Annotated in this window: 14 protein-coding genes; 6 read left to right on the forward strand and 8 right to left on the reverse strand. The window is 57.0% G+C overall.

Going from position 1 to position 17,639, the window contains the following annotated elements; genetic code table 11:
• Window positions 1–17: 17 nt before the first annotated feature.
• From LMS44_RS07335 to LMS44_RS07345, 3 genes are read right to left on the reverse strand one after another with little or no spacing between them, the layout of a single operon-like run.
• Entirely contained in the window at window positions 18–476 is a 459-nt protein-coding gene (locus tag LMS44_RS07335) for a MarR family winged helix-turn-helix transcriptional regulator (RefSeq protein WP_041157930.1), read from the reverse strand.
• Window positions 473–1,243 (reverse strand): SDR family NAD(P)-dependent oxidoreductase, encoded by a 771-nt coding sequence (locus LMS44_RS07340; protein ID WP_138800628.1) that lies wholly within the window; start codon window positions 1,241–1,243, stop codon window positions 473–475. Before LMS44_RS07340 ends, LMS44_RS07335 begins: the two co-directional genes overlap by 4 nt.
• Window positions 1,240–3,525, reverse strand: coding sequence for an oxidoreductase (locus tag LMS44_RS07345; RefSeq protein WP_498947171.1), 2,286 nt, complete (start codon window positions 3,523–3,525; stop codon window positions 1,240–1,242). The genes LMS44_RS07340 and LMS44_RS07345 overlap by 4 nt, the downstream gene beginning before the upstream one ends.
• Before the next feature lie 385 nt (window positions 3,526–3,910).
• On the opposite strand from LMS44_RS07345, the gene LMS44_RS07350 reads away from it, so the two are divergent.
• Window positions 3,911–4,399 carry an Rsd/AlgQ family anti-sigma factor gene (locus LMS44_RS07350; RefSeq protein WP_009288487.1) on the forward strand — a complete coding sequence of 163 codons (489 nt, stop codon included), beginning with the start codon at window positions 3,911–3,913 and terminating at the stop codon, window positions 4,397–4,399.
• 264 nt (window positions 4,400–4,663) lie between these two features.
• Here LMS44_RS07350 and LMS44_RS07355 read toward each other — a convergent pair whose 3' ends face one another.
• Both LMS44_RS07355 and LMS44_RS07360 read right to left on the reverse strand, forming a co-directional pair.
• Complete coding sequence (locus LMS44_RS07355; RefSeq protein WP_498947172.1) at window positions 4,664–7,735, reverse strand: efflux RND transporter permease subunit; 3,072 nt, start codon at window positions 7,733–7,735, stop codon at window positions 4,664–4,666.
• Complete coding sequence (locus LMS44_RS07360) at window positions 7,719–8,837, reverse strand: efflux RND transporter periplasmic adaptor subunit (RefSeq protein WP_041157935.1); 1,119 nt, start codon at window positions 8,835–8,837, stop codon at window positions 7,719–7,721. The genes LMS44_RS07355 and LMS44_RS07360 overlap by 17 nt, the downstream gene beginning before the upstream one ends.
• Window positions 8,838–9,079: 242 nt before the next feature.
• On the opposite strand from LMS44_RS07360, the gene LMS44_RS07365 reads away from it, so the two are divergent.
• From LMS44_RS07365 to LMS44_RS07375, 3 genes are all read left to right on the forward strand, one after another.
• Window positions 9,080–10,054 (forward strand): malate dehydrogenase, encoded by a 975-nt coding sequence (locus LMS44_RS07365; protein ID WP_022519687.1) that lies wholly within the window; start codon window positions 9,080–9,082, stop codon window positions 10,052–10,054.
• A 332-nt stretch (window positions 10,055–10,386) separates the two neighbouring features.
• Window positions 10,387–10,620 (forward strand): hypothetical protein, encoded by a 234-nt coding sequence (locus tag LMS44_RS07370; RefSeq protein WP_138800624.1) that lies wholly within the window; start codon window positions 10,387–10,389, stop codon window positions 10,618–10,620.
• Window positions 10,610–10,978 (forward strand): PIN domain-containing protein, encoded by a 369-nt coding sequence (locus LMS44_RS07375; protein WP_138800623.1) that lies wholly within the window; start codon window positions 10,610–10,612, stop codon window positions 10,976–10,978. Before LMS44_RS07370 ends, LMS44_RS07375 begins: the two co-directional genes overlap by 11 nt.
• Before the next feature lie 516 nt (window positions 10,979–11,494).
• On the opposite strand, the gene LMS44_RS07380 is transcribed toward LMS44_RS07375, so the two are convergent.
• Both LMS44_RS07380 and LMS44_RS07385 read right to left on the reverse strand, forming a co-directional pair.
• A complete protein-coding gene (locus LMS44_RS07380; RefSeq protein WP_342411216.1) occupies window positions 11,495–12,529 on the reverse strand; it encodes an IS110 family RNA-guided transposase in 1,035 nt (344 codons plus the stop codon).
• Window positions 12,530–12,910: 381 nt separating this feature from the next.
• A complete protein-coding gene (locus LMS44_RS07385) occupies window positions 12,911–13,567 on the reverse strand; it encodes a histidinol-phosphatase (protein ID WP_009288657.1) in 657 nt (218 codons plus the stop codon).
• 234 nt (window positions 13,568–13,801) lie between these two features.
• Between LMS44_RS07385 and rppH the strand changes: the two genes are divergently transcribed.
• Both rppH and ptsP read left to right on the forward strand, forming a co-directional pair.
• Window positions 13,802–14,293, forward strand: coding sequence for an RNA pyrophosphohydrolase (gene rppH / locus LMS44_RS07390; protein ID WP_022519684.1), 492 nt, complete (start codon window positions 13,802–13,804; stop codon window positions 14,291–14,293).
• An 88-nt stretch (window positions 14,294–14,381) separates the two neighbouring features.
• A complete protein-coding gene (gene ptsP, locus LMS44_RS07395; RefSeq protein WP_039860909.1) occupies window positions 14,382–16,643 on the forward strand; it encodes a phosphoenolpyruvate--protein phosphotransferase in 2,262 nt (753 codons plus the stop codon).
• A 16-nt stretch (window positions 16,644–16,659) separates the two neighbouring features.
• Here ptsP and LMS44_RS07400 read toward each other — a convergent pair whose 3' ends face one another.
• Entirely contained in the window at window positions 16,660–17,460 is an 801-nt protein-coding gene (locus LMS44_RS07400; protein ID WP_498947173.1) for an NRDE family protein, read from the reverse strand.
• Window positions 17,461–17,639: the final 179 nt, after the last annotated feature.

Raw genomic sequence — 17,639 nt, forward strand, 5'->3', positions numbered from 1 at the left:
AATCGGAGTCGCCGTCGTTAAGATAAGGAGGCATCGTGAGGAGCAGTCGGTAAACGATGCAGCAGCTCGCCGATATGATGGGCATCCTCTTCGGTCACCCCTTCGAACAGCGCATTGATCCAGCGCTCATGCTCAACGGCCATGGCCCTGAAGCTTTCGCGACCAGCACTGGTCAGGCAGACCCGCGTGGCGCGCCGGTCGCCCTCAATAGCAATACGTTCCACGGCGCCATCCTCCACCAAGCGGTCAATAATGCCGGTGACGTTGCCGTTGGAAACCCGCAGCCGCTTGGAGAGCTCGTTCATTTTCAGGCCCTCCTCAGCGGCATATAGCGCGGCCATCACATCAAAACGCGGCAGTGTAGAGTCGTGCTCGGTTCGCAGCCGTTCGCGCAGCTCGGACTCCACCTGACGGGTAACCCGCAGCATGCGCAGCCATAAGCGCAGGCGCTCCTTGCTTAAGCTTTCTGCCGTCATACTTCACCCCCTGAGATGGAAATCGTCTGGCCGTTGATTGCGCCACTGTTAGGCCCGCATAGCCATAGAGCCGTCGCGGTGACCTCTGCAGGAGTGACTAATCGCCCTGTAGGGTTGGTCGATTGAAAATGCGCGGTGGCCTGTTCGGCGGATTGGCCTGTTTTGGTCACAATATTCTCCACGCTGGCGGCCAGTAACGGCGTGTCGGTAAAACCTGGGCAGAGCGCATTAACGGTCATATCGCGAGTGGCGGTTTCAGCCGCCAGTGAACGCACCAGCCCCACCACGCCGTGTTTGGCCGCACAGTAAGCACCCACATAGGCGTAACCTTTCAGGCCCGCGGTGGAGGCAACGGCGATAAGGCGCCCGCCGTCGTTCAACTGCTTCAAACCCTCACGCAGGGTCAGAAACACTCCGCTAAGGTTTACATTCAACATACGTTGCCACTGCCCGAAAGAGGTCTTGGCGAACGGCGCGCTCTCTGCCGCCCCGGCGTTGGCAATAACGATATCCACATTGCCGATCTTCTCGAAGAGCGTCACCATGGCGGCTTCGTCGGTGACATCGACCACGGCGGTACGAATGCCATCATGCTGCTCGGCAACGGCTTGAAGGGCTGCCTCACGGCGGCCGGTAATCGTGACCTCGGCGCCCGCCTGGGCAAAGGCCAGGGCCATATCGGCACCGATACCGCTGCCGCCGCCGGTAATCACCGCCCGCTTGCCTGCCAGGCTGTTCGCTGCCGAGTTTCTATCGGATTGGCTCATACCCAACCCTCGCCACGTTCAGCCAAGCGCTGTAGCTGATCGGCGCCTGCCCGGTAGGGTGCTGGCCACTCCACCTCACTATCACCCAACCCCGCAGCAACGTGCAGCAGCCAGTAAGGATCGGCGAGATGAGGGCGGGCGATACAGACTAAGTCGGCGCGTCCGGCCATCAGGATCGAGTTCACATGGTCGGCCTGATAGATATTGCCCACCGACATGGTGGCGATAGGCGTCTCGTTACGAATCCGGTCAGAGAAGGGCGTTTGGAACATACGTCCATAGACCGGCTTTGCCTGGGTCGAGGTTTGTCCGGCAGAGACATCGACAATATCCACCTCCGCATCGCGCAACCGTTTGGCGATCTCCACCGCATCGTCTGGGGTGATGCCTTCATCGCCGCACCAGTCGTTGGCAGAAATACGCACCGAAAGCGGCTTATGGGCAGGCCAAACGCGGCGCACGGCGTTGATCACTTCAAGCGGGTAGCGCAGCCGGTTATCCAGCGAGCCGCCGTACTCATCGTCACGATGGTTGGTTAATGGCGTGATAAACGAAGAGAGCAGGTAGCCGTGGGCGGCGTGGACCTCGATCATGTCAAAACCCGCGCGATCGGCCATCTGCGCCGCACTGACAAACTCATCGCGCACCCGATCCATATCATCGCAATCCATTGCCTTGGGCACTTGGTTACGCGCTGACCAGGGCTGTGCTGAAGCTGCCAATATTGGCCAATTGCCATCCGTAAGCGGGGCATCCATCTCTTGCCAGCCCAACTGAGTAGAGCCCTTTGCTCCTGAATGGCCGATTTGGGCGCATAGCTTGGCCTGGGTTTCCGTGTGCACGAAATCGCAAAGACGCTTCCACGCCACTTCATGTTCGGGCGCGTACAAGCCTGGGCAGCCGGGGGTGATTCGCCCACTGGGGCTGACGCAGGTCATCTCTGTATATACCAGGCCTGCGCCACCCTTGGCTCGCTCGGCATAGTGGCTAAAGTGCCAATCGGTAGGGCAGCCATCGACGGCTTTATACTGCGCCATGGGGGAGACCACCACGCGATTAACCAGCGTCATATCGCGTAGTTGATAAGGCGCAAACATCGGTGCACGGGCGCTGCCAGCGTTGCCCGCCTGGGTTTGGAACCAGCGCTCTGCACTTTCTAGCCACTGTGGGTCGCGTACCCGCAAGTTTTCGTGACTGATGCGCTGGGAGCGGGTCAATAGCGAGTAGTTGAACTGCACCGGGTCGAGATCCAGGTAGCGCTCCACCTGCTCAAACCACTCGGTGGAGTTGCGCGCGGCGGACTGTAAGCGCAGCACTTCGAAGCGGCGATCCTCTTCATAGCGAGCAATGGCAGCTGCCATGCTGCTTTCGCTGTGCAAGTAGTTGGCCAGCGCGATGGCGCTCTCCAGAGCGAGCTTGGAGCCGGAGCCAATTGAAAAGTGTGCGGTGGCGGCGGCGTCACCCATCAATACGACGTTTTCATAGCTCCAGCGTTCGCAGAGTACCCGTGGAAAGTTGATCCAGGCGGAGCCGCGTATATGGTTGGCATTGGTCATCAGCGCGTGGCCGTCGAGATGCTTGGCAAAGATGCGCTCGCAGACTGCAATCGACTCCTGCTGGTTCATTTCGCCAAAGCCAAACGCCTGCCAAGTGGCCTCACTGCACTCGACAATAAAGGTCGCCGTATCCCTATCAAACTGATAAGCGTGAGCCCACACCCAGCCATGCTCGGTCTTTTCGAAAATAAAGGTGAAGGCATCGTTGAAGGTTTGATGGGTACCCAGCCAAACGAACTTGCACGCTCGTACATCAATGTCGGGCTTGAAGTGATCGGCGTAGGTTTGACGGGTGAGAGAATTAAGGCCATCGGCGGCCAGGACCAAGTCATACTCACGCCGGTACTGCTCAATGGAGGCTTCTGTAATATCGGTTTCAAAGCGCATCTCCACGCCGAGCTCGCGAGCGCGTTCCTGTAGCAGAATTAGCAGTTGGCGGCGGCCAATGCCACAAAATCCATGGCCTGTAGAGACTGTTTTGGCGCCTTTATGAACGACCGCAATGTCGTCCCAATAGGCGAAATGCTCACGAATGCGCTCTGCACTGACCGGGTCGTTGGCCGCCAGGTTGTCGAGGGTTTCGTCTGACAGCACCACGCCCCAGCCGAAGGTATCGTCTGCACGATTGCGCTCAATCACCACGACCTCATGGGAGGGATCGTGTAGCTTCATGCTGATAGCGAAATAGAGGCCAGCAGGCCCTCCACCCAGGCAGGCGATTCTCATTTTTATTCTCCACGGAAAACACTCTCTTTCCTGAAGATAGGAGAGGACTCTATAAAATTCAAGTATAAACTTTTTAAGCTTAAAGTATTTTTCTGTGAGTAGGCGTGCGAGCGTTTAAAGCCCTCATGCGGCTGTGCTCGCAATGGTGGCCGGAAGATGAGAGCATAAATAGACGCAGGAATATGGCAGGGGCTGCCGCTTGAGAGCGCTGGTTATCAGCCATAGAAGAAAGCGTTATGGGCAGTGAACTTTTAGTACCATGGAAACCGTACTTGCTGGGATTGACAGAGGTAGTGGGAGGCGCGACTCTAAGCCTATTATTTGATCTGAGCGTTTGATAGTAGTTATTAATAGCAGTTAAAGGTGACTTTAAGGAGAAAGCCCCATGCTCGAAGATTGCAAAAATGCCCTGGAGCGCTGGGGAGGCGTGCATTCCCTGATTGACCGCTGGCTGGATCAGCGCCGTCAGCTATTGATCAGCTTTATTGAGCTAAAAGAAGCGTGTGATGCTGAATTGGAAGCAGTGAGCAAAGCGCCTATCGATACGTTTAGTGAAAAGCTGATGGATTACATCAGCGCCGGTCACTTTGAGATTTACCCCCAGCTCTCGGAAGAGGCACGGGCCTTTAGCGACGAGGGCGCGCTCGTCATCGCGGAGAAGTTGCTTGAGCGTTTAGAAATGTCCACCGAGATGGTGTTGGAATTCGATACCGATTTTGGCTCCACGCTCAGCTGCGAGCAAAATATCGCCCGCCTACCTGCCTGGATCGACCGCTTAGCCCGCGGCCTTACCGAACGCTTCGCGCTGGAAGACCAGTTAATCGCGCGCTTACACGCCGCACATAGCCCGCAGCACACCAAAGCCCCCGCTTAAGTAAGACCTTCCATTAGACAGGCGCCGCTATGCGGCGCTTTTGCTCCATGGTAATCCCGCTTCAACCCCGGCACCGCTTCTCGCGCTGCTCCCGCGGGTGCGCTTCGCTTACCACGCGCTACTAAATCACGCATGCATATAAAACGGCGGGCGCCCAATACCTCATAATCGATTCACCCCTCACCCCTCACCCCTCACCCCTCACCCCTCACCCCTCACCCCTCACCCCTCACCCCTCACCCCTCACCCCTCACCCCTCACCCCTCACCCCCTGCGCCGTAATTTACCCCCAATCACCAACATACACGGCGTGAGCAGCAGCGTTAGCGCGGTGGCGAAGGTGAGGCCGCCGGCTATGGCGCTCGACATCTGCGTCCACCACTGGGCGGAGGGCGCATTAAATCCCAGGGCAGGGGTGAACAGGTCTACATTGATCCCCAGCACCATCGGCATGAGCCCCAATACCGTAGTAATCGCCGTTAACAGCACAGGGCGTAGGCGTAAACAGCCCGCTTCAAGGGCGGCTTCGCCGGGTGTCATACCCTGGCCGCGCAGTTCGTTGTAGGTATCGATCAAAACAATGTTGTTATTGACCACGATACCCGCCAGAGCAATCACGCCCATCCCCACCATGACAATGCCAAACGCCTGGCCGGTAATCAGTAGGCCCATGAGCACGCCCGCGGTGGAGAACACAATCGCCGAGAGCACCAACCCCGCTTGATAAAAGCTATTGAACTGGGTGACCAGAATCAGCGCCATCAAACCGATAGCAATCAAGAAGGCACTGGCTAAGAACTGCATCGACTCCTGCTGGTCCTCCTGCTCACCCGCCACGTTGACCATCAGGCCATCAGGCAAACTGCCGCTGCTTGCGGCTAGCAGGGCAGTTAGGCGCTCATCAGCGAGATAGCCCGGTGCTAAGTCAGCCTCAATGGTAATCGCCCGGCGACCATTGATGCGGTTAAGGGTGCCGACCTTCGGCGCCGGTTCCAGAGTCACAAAATTCGAGATCGGCACTTGGCCCCGCTGAGTGTTGATGGTCAAGCGCTCAAGCTGATCCAGCGAACGCCAGTTTTGCGGCAGACGCACGCGGATATCCACTTCATCGCTGACTTCCGGCGGGCGATAGCTAGCCACCTGAAGGCCGGTCGTCAGCAGTTGCACCGCGCTTCCAATGGTCGTTACATCGGTACCCATGCGCGCCGCCGCTTCGCGATCCACGTTAACCTGCCACTCCACGCCCGGAAGGCTGCGGTTATCCTCAATGTCGGTAAAGCCACTCAGCTCGCGCATTAGTTGGGTTATCTGGTTAACGCCTGCATCGGCGACGTCGGGATTCGTGGCGCTGACCTCAAGCACGATTGGCTTACCGCCGCCGGGGCCCATCTCCTGCTCCTGAAATTCCAGCGTAATGCCGGGGATATCCCCAGCGCGCTCGGCCATATCGTCCAAAATGGCCTGGGCAGGGCGACGCTCATGCCAATCGATAAACTGGAACTGCAGCATGCCAATCACATCGTTGCCCATCTGCTGGTTAGGCACCGCAAAGGAGCGCGCATACAACGCTCGCACTTCACTCATGCCGGATAGTTTGGCTTCCACCCGCTGCACAATGGCGTCGGTTTCAACGGCGGAGAAGTCGCCTCGGGCGCGCACCAACACCTGGGCGCTGTCAGGCTCTACGGCTGGGAAGAAGTCGACACCGTGGTTAAAGCGCGCATAACCGGTATACAGCAGAGCCATTAACAATACGGTCACCAGCAGTACCCAGGCAGGGTGCATAAGTAGCCTTGCCAGCAGGTGGCGATAGCCACGCCCAAAGGAAGTCGTCGCCTCATCAGGGTTAGCGTCTGTCGTGGTTGCGGTGGTACGCGTAAACAGGCGCCCAAGAGTAGGCAAGAACACCAACGCCATGGCCAGCGATGCCAGCAGGCACAAAATTACCGTGGCGGGCAGGTACTTCATAAACTGACCGACCACGCCGGGCCAGAACAGCAGGGGAATAAAGACCGCCAGCGTAGTGGCCGTCGAGGCAACCACCGGCCAGCTCATTCTAGCAGCAGCGTTGAGCCACGCCTGATGAGGCGTTTGGCCATCGTGCAGATGGCGGTCGGCAAGCTCGCTGACCACGATAGCGCCATCCACCAGCATGCCCGCCACCAGAATCAGTGCAAACAGCACCACGATATTGAGCGTAAAACCAAACGCCCATACCAGCAGAATACCGGTTAAGAAGGCACCGGGAATGGTAAGCCCCACCAGCAGCGCCATGCGCCAGCCCATCACCGCGACCACTACAATCAGCACTAGCACAACGGCGGTCAGTACGTTATTGAGCAGCTCGGAGAGCATGTTCTTAACGGTGGTCGACTCATCCAGAATAGTGGTGAAACGCAACTGCTCGGGAAGTAAGTCATCTGCATCGGCTAAGCGGTCACGCACCGCGCCAATGGTGGCGATGATATTCGCCCCGGCGCGTTTGGAAACTTCCAGCACCACCGCTGGTTGGCCATCGATGCGGGCAAAGCCTTCGGGGTCTTTATAGGTAGGGTTGATCCAGGCCACATCGCCAAAGGTGACCACACGATCCTCATCGACCTTGACCGGCATATTCATAACATCGTCAAGGGACTCGATAATACCGGGGACTTTCAGCGCCAGGCGCCCCGCGCCGGTATCCAAACTGCCCGCTGCCACCAAGCGGTTATTGCGCGATACCTGATTAAATAGCGTGTCAAAGTCGACGCCGTAGCTTTCCAATACCAGCGGATCCACGACGATCTCCAGCAGATCTTCCCGCTCACCGGCAATATCGACTTCCAGCACATCGGCAATACCTTCGATCTCCTCCTGCAAGCGTCGGGCAATCGTCATGCGCTCACGGGTATCCAACTGCCCGGAGAGGCCAATGGTCAACACCGGAAACTCCGAGACGTTGACCTCCATCACCCGCGGCTCATCGGCCTCGGAAGGTAGTTCGCTGCGGGCAATATCCACCCGGTCACGTACATCGGTTAGCGCGGTGTCGGGATCAAAGCCGGGGTCGAATTCCAGAGTAATCGAGCCATGCCCCTCGCTGGATTGGGCGGTGAACTTGCGCAACCCTTCAATGCCACGCAGTTCCTGCTCCATGGGGCGAATCAGTAGCCGTTCGCCATCCTCGGGGCTCACCCCCTCCAGTGTCAGCGAGACATAAATCATCGGAATGGTGACGTCGGGGTTAGCTTCTTTAGGAATCATCTGCCAGGCAGTGATGCCCGCTAATAGAAGACTCACCAACAGCAGTAATGTCGTACGAGTGTGGGCTAGCGCCGCATTAATCAACTGGCGCATGAACGCTATCCTGTTCCGCCGGCTGTGAAATAATCGCCTCTTCAACAGGCACCGGGGTCACTGTCTCACCGATATCTACCATGCCAGCGCCCAACGTGATCAGGCGTAGCGGGTCGGGTAGGCCAGTCACGTAGGCGTGCTGCGTATCGGCACTCACCAGCTCCACGGTGGTCTGCTGTACTGTGTCGTTCTCATCCAGGTGCTTGACCGCCAGTTGGCCTTCGCTATTCAAACTCAGCAGCGCAGGCGAAAGGGTATGCACCTGGCGGGGTGGCAGCGTAATGGTCAACTCCGCACTGCCGCCTGCTAAGCGTTTACCGGCCGGGTTATCCAGCGTGGCTTCGATATAAAAGCTGCGAGTGGCCTCTTCAGCGCGGTGACTAACAAAGGTCAGCTCACCTTCGAGGTGGTCGCCATTGAGTAGCCGCGCGGTGACCGGTAACCCCTCGCTTAAATCGCCCACTTGCTGCTGAGAAACCCAGGCCGCACCTTTCAAACGGCGGTCATCGACCAGTTGGCCCCACTCTTCACCGGGCTGTAATAGGTCGCCTAGCTCCACCTGAACGCGGTTCAGCACACCATCGAAAGGTGCGGTGGGTCGGCTGTCGTCCAACTGCTTCTGCAGTTGCGCCACGGAAGCAGCGCTGGCGCTTAGTGCGCTCTGCAGGCGCAGTAACTCGGGCTGGGAAATCAGCTCCCGTTGGCGCAGGTTGCGAGCCCCGGCATACTCCGCCTCGGCCACGGCTAGTTCATCCCGGGCCTGCTGTAGCTGCTCGGGCAGAGCGTCATTATCCAGCACCAGTAGCGTATCGCCCGCCGCAACGCGGCTACCTTGCGCGACCGGCTTCTCAGCCACAAAGCCTGCGACGTTGGCGCGCAGGGTGGTTTCGCGCTCTGCCGTCAGTTGGCCCTGGACGATTTGCTGAGGAATAAACGGCGTGCTCTGCTGCACGACAATTTCAACCCGCGAACCTGCTTCGCTGCGCGCGGGTGCGTCTGGGGGCGTGGTTTGAAAGCGCTGAAAATTACCAAAAGCGAGCCATATCACTAGCGCCAGCACCAGTAGGCTAGCCAAGGCATAAGAAAACGGAATTTTTCGCATGGAGCATCCATGTCCTTAGCAAAACAAGAAAGGAGGCCATAAAGCCGAAGATACCATAGCGCAACTCAGCCTTTTCAGCGAGTAGCAAGCCATTGAGCGGATAGCAAGGTTGGTAAATGGGTTGTAGTCTCATGTCTGATTGAGTTTTTCCCCGGCTGGGCATACCATCTTTGCGTCTTGAGTTCTGTTAAGCCACTCCTCAGGCGAGAACCATCCCTAGGCGAACCAATCAAGGAGCAATGATGAAAGATCCAGTACGTATTGCGATTACCGGCGGCGCCGGTCAGATCAGCTACTCTCTTATTTTCCGCATCGCCGCTGGCGACATGTTGGGGCCGGATCAGCCTGTCATTCTCCAGCTTCTGGAAATTCCCCAGGCAATGGACGCCCTGAACGGCGTGGTAATGGAAGTCAACGACTGTGCCTTCCCGCTGGTACAAGACATCGTCGCCACCGATGACCCGAACGTAGCGTTCAAAGACGCTGATTTCGCCTTGCTGGTTGGCGCACGTCCGCGTGGCCCAGGCATGGAGCGTAAAGACCTGCTGGAAGCCAACGCAGCGATCTTCTCCGTTCAAGGTAAAGCATTGAACGATCACGCCAGCCGTGATGTGAAAGTGCTGGTCGTCGGTAACCCGGCCAACACCAACGCGCTGATTGCTTCCTGCAACGCGCCGGATCTGGACGCAGGTCAGTTCACCGCCATGACGCGTTTGGATCACAACCGTGCCCTGACCCAGCTGGCACAGAAAACCGGTAAGCATGTCACTGACGTTGAAAACATGATCATCTGGGGCAACCACAGTGCCACCCAGTACCCGGATCTGGCTCAGTGCAAAGTCGACGGCAAAGCAGCGTTCGATCTGGTTGAGCGCGATTGGTACGAAAACGACTTTATCCCCACCGTGCAGCAGCGCGGCGCGGCGATCATCAAAGCACGTGGCGCTTCTTCTGCCGCTTCTGCTGCCTCTTCCGCCATCGACCATATGCACGACTGGGCGCTGGGTTCCAAAGGCATCGTCAGCATGGCAATTCCGTCTGACGGCAGCTACGGCATCGACGAAGGCATCATCTACTCCTACCCGGTACGTTGCCAGGGTGGCAAGTATGAAATCGTTCAAGGCTTCGAAATTGACGAATTCAGCCAAGAGAAGATGAAAGCCACCGAGAAAGAACTGCGCGAAGAGCGTGCAGCAGTCGAGCACCTGCTCGGCTAAACGCGCCCGCTGACGCTTTTACACTAGCGCCAGTTAACGCCAAACCCCGCAAGCTTAGCTTGTGGGGTTTTTTGTTGGGTGAGATTTAGCAGCATGAAACGGTGCCGAGGTTGGTGTGGGGTGCCACGGCCATTTGCATAGCGTACACACGCTCTTGGAATCCCCACCTTCATGTGCCTGCGAGATTTAGTAGCGCGTGGTAAGCGAAGCGCACCCGCGAAAGCAGCGCGGAGCGGTGCCGGGATTATAAGTCCGTTCGTTAGTGACTCGAATTTTTGACAGAAAGAGTGTCAAATGGCGAGGTAAGCTATTTATTTGTAAGGGGGATTGAAATGCATGCGATTGAATTTGAGGCAGATATTCAGAATGGGGTAGTTAAAATCCCCGATGAATATGCGCATTTAAAGAACAGACATGCCCGAATCGTTGTTTTGTATGAGAATACAAAGGAGGAGGAGAACCCCTCCGTTAAGCAAGTTGGAATAGATTTTACCTCTGTGAAAGCTCCGTCTCTGACAGCACATGACGGCGTCGAATACCAAAGGAATTTGCGGGATGAGTGGTAGCTATCTCCTCGATACCAATGTCTTCATTAATGCCATTGAACGTCAGTTGTGTCTGCCAGCTGCCCATTACGCCTTTTCTGTCATCACTGAGCTTGAGCTTCTGGCCTTTCCCGGTTTGCTCCCAGAGGACGAGCAGGCGATTAAGGTGATATTGGCCCAGCTAACAAGAGTGGAACTGGATCATCAGGTCAAAAACGAAACCATCAAGGTACGACGAAGTACTCAAATGAAACTGCCGGATAGTATTATCTCTGCTTCCGCATCTGTAGCAGCAGCAACGTTGGTCACAGATGACGTTAAGTTAGCAGATAAACATGCTGGCAATGTGATTTCGCTTGATACTCTCCTAAGCCGTTAAATATTTACCTGCGTGTGGCAATTATTGATACCAGGGCGCGTGCGGTGCTCTTGGGCGTCGTTCCGCCGCCTCCCGCGGGTGCCTCGAAACGCTCGCTGAACTCGCTTTCTCGTTACCACGCGCTACGACAATCACTCGATTTCGGTGGCATGATAACGTGCTACGGCCATTTGCATAACGTGCACACGCCCTTGGAATCCCCACCTGCATGTGCCTGCGAGATTTAGTAGCGCGTATATGGACTCCTCCTCGTCTGCAAGCACAAAAGGTCATAGCGGCACGGTCGACTGCTAGCGTATATCCGGTCTCGTAAAAGATGCCTAACGTGTGGGCATCGGACCTTAATGGGCTATTCGCACGTCGGGTACCCTCAGCGTAAACGAGCTCTATGGCTCTACGCGCTACACGGTATGGCCCGACGTCGGTTCGACCTGTTCGCCATCTCTCTTGTGGTGGTGCAGTCGGGGCGGTAGGAACACCGGTCAAAGGTTCAATATTGATGGTCGCGTCGCCTGGTTAAGCGGCGGCGGCCAACTCAGGGTTATACGGCACTTCGTAACGTGTGACGGCCCACGCCATGCGCGCTGTCTTATTGGCGAGTGCTACGATCGCCACGTTGCGATGTTTGCGCACGGCAAGGTGCTTGATCCACTGGCTGAGTCCGTCGTCTTTTTTCACCGCATAACGAAGGACGGCGCGGGCGCCATGTACCAGCAGCTTGCGTAAGTAACTATTGCCACGTTTACTGATCCCCAACAGGCGCTCTCGTCCGCCCGTGCTATGTTGACGCGGGGTCAGCCCTAACGAGGCGGCAAAGTCGCGTCCTCGCTTGTATATAGCGCCGTCACCCAGCACACCCGATAAGGCACTGGCGGTGATGGGGCCAATGCCGCGGAGGGTCATCAAGCGCTTGGCAACCGGGTCGGTGTTGGCATGCGTTTCAATGGCGGACGTTAACTGCGCAACACGCTCGTCTAAATAACGTAAGTCATCCGCTAAGTCGGCCAATAGGCGGCGAAAGCGGTCACTGAGCCCGTTGGTGGCATCCTCCAGCCAAAGAGGCAGCGCCCGCCGTAACTGCTGAATACCGGTGGGGGCAATAAACCCATACTCACCGATGAGGCCACGGATTTGATTGGCCTTCGCTGTGCGCTGGCTAATCAGCTCTTCACGGATCCGGTGGGTGGCCTGGCTGTCCTGTTGATCAACGGTTTTGACGGCCACGAAGCGCATCGTGGGACGGCCTAATGCTTCACAAATCGCTTCAGCATCTGCCCGATCATTTTTATTCGTTTTAACGTAAGGCTTCACGAATTGGGCCGCAATGAGCTTCACATGGTAGCCACGCGCTTGAAGTTCGCGCGCCCAATAATGCGCCGCTGCACATGCTTCCATGCCGATGGTGGCGCCTTGAGGAACGCGCCGACAGACAGCCTCCAGCCACTTGGCCCGGGTATATTTACCTCGCCATTGAGGCTTCTCATGCCGGTCAACGCCATGTACGTGAAAGACAGACTTTGCGATATCCACACCAACTCGGCTAATGTTCATATGGGCTTCTCCTGACTCTCAAGCTGATAGTTTTCAAACCACCTACCAGTATGGCGCACTGACGCCGGAGTAGGGTGAGGAGGAGTCCATCCCATTGGGTAAGCGTCAGCGCACCCGCGAAAGCAGCGCGAAGCGGTGCCGGGGTTGGTGTGGGGTACCACTGGGCGTCATCCCGCCGTCATCCTCAAGTGCCTCGGTTGCTCGTTACCACGCGCTACGAGACCTATACTCCTGACGATTCACGATTCACGATTCACGATTCACGATTCACGATTCACGATTCACGATTCACGATTCACGATTCACGATTCACGATTCACGATTCACGATTCACGATTCACGATTCACGATTCACGATTCACGACTCACACCTCACACAACCTAATCCCGCAAACTCATAATCCGCCACTGGCGTTCTTTGGCGATTTCGCGCAGGGTGTCGTCGGGGTCGACGGCGACGGGGTGCTCGACTATTTCTAACAGCGGCAAATCATTGTGCGAGTCGCTGTAGAACCACGCGCCTTCCATGGTCAGGTCTTGATCTTCCAGCCACTTTTCTAAGCGGGTGACTTTGCCTTCGCGGTAGCTGGGAATGCCCGAAACGCGCCCCGTGTAGCGACCCTCTTTGACCTCCGGGTTCACCGCGATTAAGTGATCGACCCCCAAACGCTCGGCAATTGGGGCGGTAATAAAGCGGTTGGTGGCGGTAATAATCAGCAGCGTGTCGCCTTTGGTGCGGTGGCGTGCCAGAAGCTCTTCGGCTTTGGGCAGAATATTGGGTTCGATCTTGCTGGCCATGAACTGCTGGTGCCATGCTGAAAGCTGTTCCGGCGAATTATCGGCCAGCGGTTTAAGCGCCATCTCCAAAAAAGCAGCCATATCCAGGGTGCCCGCGTTGTAATCAGCCATGAAGCGCTCATTGGCTTCCCGGTAGGCAACCGGGTCGACTGCCCCTTGTTCGAGTAAAAACTCGCCCCAGGCATGATCGCTGTCGATGGATAGCAGCGTATTATCCAAATCGAATATGGCCAGACTCACGGCGCTCCCCTTTTTTAGTCAGTGGATAGTAGACAGTCGTTAGTGCTCAAAGACGCTAGTTAGGCAAATAGCGGACGCGGATTATCGCAGAGTCGCCATGTCATTCCCACCAACGCACGTTCTTCGCTCCATGCTGATACGCAACCATTCATCACTTAGCGTTATATTGTATTGATACGCTTGTCACCCTTGTGGAAAAATGGGGACAACTGAAAATTTATTAAGGTGATGTCCGTGATCGACGCTGACGGCTTTCGCCCCAATGTTGGCATCATCATTGCCAATAGCCAGGGGCAGCTGCTTTGGGCGCGTCGGGTAGGACAAAATGCGTGGCAATTTCCCCAGGGGGGCATCAATGCAAGCGAGACGCCACAACAAGCACTTTTTCGTGAACTTTACGAAGAGATCGGCCTAACCGCCGACGATGTTGATATTGTTGCCTGCACCCGGGGCTGGCTACGCTACCGTCTGCCACGACGTATGATTCGCACACATTCGCGTCCGGTCTGTATAGGCCAGAAGCAGAAGTGGTTTTTACTTAAAATCCGTTGCCAGGAAAGCCAGATTTGTATGACGGCAACCCCAACCCCCGAGTTTGATGGGTGGCGTTGGGTGAGCTACTGGTACCCGCTAGGGCAGGTAGTGCCTTTTAAACGAGAGGTATATCGGCGCGCGCTGCGGGAGTTGTCTCCCCGCGTTCAGCGTCTGGCACAGGATGACGATTAGGGCGATTGGCCGCTGCCCAGGGTAGGGCGGCAGCAGTCTGCCAGAAAATTCCTCAGCGAGGCAAATAATAGTGAAAAGTAAAACGTCCATGCTTGAGGTGTTGCGCCGGGTGATTCAGGAAGTGAACGGCGCGCGCACCCTCGACGCCGCGCTGTCCACGATGGTACGCCGAATTCGTAAAGCGATGCAGACTGATGTGTGCTCCTTCTACCTTTACGACAAGGAGCTTGAGTCGCTGGTATTGATGGAGACCATTGGTCTGCGCACTCAAGCCGTAGGGCGCGTAGTACTGCCGTTAGGTGAAGGCCTGGTGGGCTTGGTGGCCAAACGCAGCGAGCCGCTTAACCTCGAAGATGCCCAGACCCACCCGCAATTCCGCTACTTTGAAGCCACCGGTGAAGAGCGCTACTCCAGCTTTTTGGGTGTGCCGATTATTCATCAGCGCCACATGCTGGGCGTATTGGTGGTTCAGCAAGCCGAAAAGCGCCGCTACGACGATGAGGACGAAGCCTTTCTGGTCACCATGGCCGCGCAGTTGGCTGGTGTGCTGGCGCATGCTTTAGCCACGGGCAACCTGCTGCGCCCGGCGCTTGCCGGAGGGCAGGCAATGTTTAAAGGCGTTGCTGCCTCGCCTGGCATGGCCATGGGGGAAGCAGTGGTGATTACCCCGCCCGCGGATTTAAACAGCGTGCCGGATCTGATACCCCGCGATCAGGATTATGAGGTCGCCCGCCTCAAAGAAGCCATTGGCAAAACCCGCAACGAAATTCGTGCCGCGGCCGAACGTTTGGCAAGCAGGATTTCTGCTCAAGAGCTGGCGCTGTTCGATGTTTATCAGCAGATGCTCGGCGAAGCCGCGCTGGCTGATGAAGTGGAAAAACGCATTCGCGAAGGCCAGTGGGCACCAGGCGCTCTGGCCGATGTAGTGCGTCGTCACGTCCAGTATCTGGAGCGGGTAGACGACAACTACCTACGCGAGCGAGCGGCTGATATTCGTGATCTTGGCCGCCGGGTGCTTGCGCATCTGCAAGAAGATACCCCATCCACGCCGGAAACCTACCCCGATAACGCTATTCTGGTCGGTGATGAGATCAGCGTGGCCATGCTGGGTGAAGTCCCCCGCGAAAAGCTCAAAGGGTTGGTCTCGGTACGCGGCTCCAGCACGTCCCACGTGGCGATTGTCGCCCGGGCCATGGGCATTCCTACGGTGCTGGGCATGATGGATTTACCGCTGCCGCGCCTAGGCGGGGCGCCGGTGGTGCTGGATGGTCACCGTGGTCGCCTGTTTGTGCGCCCAGCGCCTGAACTTACGGCCCGTTATGAAAGTCTGATCGCCGAAGAAGAGGCGCTCAGCGAACTGCTTGAGCACGAGCAGGATCTGCCCAGCGCCACGCCCGACGGTCACACGATGCCGCTCATGGTCAATACCGGGTTAGCGGTAGATGCCACCGCGCTGCTTAAAAGCCGTATCGGTGGAGTGGGCCTCTATCGAACCGAAGTGCCGTTTATGATTACCGAACGCTTCCCCGGCGAGAAAGAGCAAACCAAGCTTTATCGTGAGCAGCTCGAAGGCTTTGCCCCGTTGCCGGTGGTGATGCGCACATTGGATATCGGCGGTGACAAGGATCTGCCCTATTTCCCCATTGAAGAGGCGAATCCGTTTCTAGGCTGGCGCGGTATGCGGGTAACGCTGGATCACCCGGAAGTGTTAATGGTGCAACTGCGCGCCATGCTCAAAGCCTCGATCGACCTGGATAACCTCTACGTTCTCTTCCCGATGATTACCAACGTCGAAGAGGTCGATGAAGCGCTGCGCCTGCTGGATCGCGCCATTCTAGAGCTGGGCGAAGAAGGGATTACTGTCGTCAGACCTAAAGTGGGCGTGATGATTGAAGTGCCCGCCACTATCTATCAAATGGACGCGCTGGCGAAGCGAGTCGACTTTTTCTCCGTGGGCAGCAACGATCTCACCCAGTACCTGCTGGCGGTGGATCGTAACAACCCACGCGTCTCGAGCCTTTACGATGCGCTGCACCCGGCGTTGCTCGGCGCTCTGCTGGAACTTGCTAACGATGCCACGCGGCTCGATAAGCCCATTTCGCTCTGTGGTGAATTGGCCGGAGACCCGGCTGGAGCGCTGCTGCTCATGGCCATGGGCTTTACCAGTCTTTCCATGAATGCGCCAAGCCTGCCCAAAGTGCGCGCGGCCATTCGCCGGGTGCCGTTCAGCGATGCTGAGCAGTTGCTCAAAGAAGTGATGGAGCTAGACACCCCTGCCCAGGTGCATACCCATCTAGAGGGGCGCATGGATGAGTGGCAGCTATCGCATCTGATGCCGCCCCGTGACTAAGTTCTTTATGCAAAGCCTAGGGTGTAGATTCAAGCGAACTGCTGGGCAACGCTAAAGAGGTTTCACCCTCAAAGCGCCCCAGCGGCCCAAAGCGCTGTTCTGTAACTTCGATGTGCCCGTCGCTATCCAGAGTGAGCCACGAGGTGGCGCGGGTGCCATAGCGTTCGCCGACAATAAACGCCGCTGAAAGCTGGCGCTCCAATTCAAGCCCCACGCCGGTATCCGGCAACTCCTCGATAGCCGCTTCTTGTGGATTTTGCATAGCGCGCTGAACGCCACTAGGCCATGCCTGGAACGGGGCTGGCTGTAAAAGAGTGTGCTCAAGCGCAGTGCGTACATGTAGAAGCTTTGGCCAGGGTGAGTTGAGATCAGCGTTGGAGAGGCCATGAACCCCGGGAGCTACCTCAGTGAGAGCCAGACGATCTCTGCTGCGGTGTAGGTGCCAAAGCCGTTGGGGCGTGGCGACCAATAAATTAAAGCCCGCGTAGCGCATTGCCTCGCCCTGGCTGAGCGCAGTTAGCCACGCTTCTATATCGCTACATTGCAGGGCATCGGCGACCAGTTCCCCCCTGCTTGGCGCGCCGGGTGGTGTGCCCAATTGCGGGTCACGTACGTTGGTTAACGCGGCCACTACACCGCCGCGCTTGGCTGCCAGCCACGAGCCACCGGCCTCTAAATCGCGGCCACCGACAATGGCCGAGTTATCTTGCCACTCACCCAGCGGCGCGGTGGGGCGCGCATGGAACTCATCACGGTTACCCATTAGCCGCAAAGGCATGGGGGTGCCGGGTTGCCAAGCAAACGATATCAAGCACATAACAAACTCGCAGGCGATAAGGATGAAAAACGTTCAACGCAAGAGCCGCATGACAGTAACGAAGCGTAGACGTACACTGACATTAGTATCATGTTTGTAGCATAAATCGTCACACCGAATGGGTGTGGGGCCTTAAACAGCGGTCACGTTATCAGCGGCCATACGGCCAATAGGAAGGC

This window comes from Halomonas profundus (assembly GCF_020865425.1).
Lineage (GTDB): Bacteria > Pseudomonadota > Gammaproteobacteria > Pseudomonadales > Halomonadaceae > Vreelandella > Vreelandella titanicae.

Bases quoted from the DNA above. Each gene is read 5' to 3' on its own strand.
- LMS44_RS07370 (WP_138800624.1), top strand. From the start codon at position 10,387: ATGCATGCGATTGAATTTGAGGCAGATATTCAGAATGGGGTAGTTAAA.
- LMS44_RS07350 (WP_009288487.1), top strand. From the start codon at position 3,911: ATGCTCGAAGATTGCAAAAATGCCCTGGAGCGCTGGGGAGGCGTGCAT.
- LMS44_RS07400 (WP_498947173.1), bottom strand. From the start codon at position 17,460: ATGTGCTTGATATCGTTTGCTTGGCAACCCGGCACCCCCATGCCTTTG.
- LMS44_RS07380 (WP_342411216.1), bottom strand. From the start codon at position 12,529: ATGAACATTAGCCGAGTTGGTGTGGATATCGCAAAGTCTGTCTTTCAC.
- LMS44_RS07355 (WP_498947172.1), bottom strand. From the start codon at position 7,735: ATGCGCCAGTTGATTAATGCGGCGCTAGCCCACACTCGTACGACATTA.
- ptsP (WP_039860909.1), top strand. From the start codon at position 14,382: ATGCTTGAGGTGTTGCGCCGGGTGATTCAGGAAGTGAACGGCGCGCGC.
- LMS44_RS07340 (WP_138800628.1), bottom strand. From the start codon at position 1,243: ATGAGCCAATCCGATAGAAACTCGGCAGCGAACAGCCTGGCAGGCAAG.
- LMS44_RS07335 (WP_041157930.1), bottom strand. From the start codon at position 476: ATGACGGCAGAAAGCTTAAGCAAGGAGCGCCTGCGCTTATGGCTGCGC.
- LMS44_RS07360 (WP_041157935.1), bottom strand. From the start codon at position 8,837: ATGCGAAAAATTCCGTTTTCTTATGCCTTGGCTAGCCTACTGGTGCTG.
- LMS44_RS07365 (WP_022519687.1), top strand. From the start codon at position 9,080: ATGAAAGATCCAGTACGTATTGCGATTACCGGCGGCGCCGGTCAGATC.
- LMS44_RS07345 (WP_498947171.1), bottom strand. From the start codon at position 3,525: ATGAGAATCGCCTGCCTGGGTGGAGGGCCTGCTGGCCTCTATTTCGCT.
- LMS44_RS07375 (WP_138800623.1), top strand. From the start codon at position 10,610: ATGAGTGGTAGCTATCTCCTCGATACCAATGTCTTCATTAATGCCATT.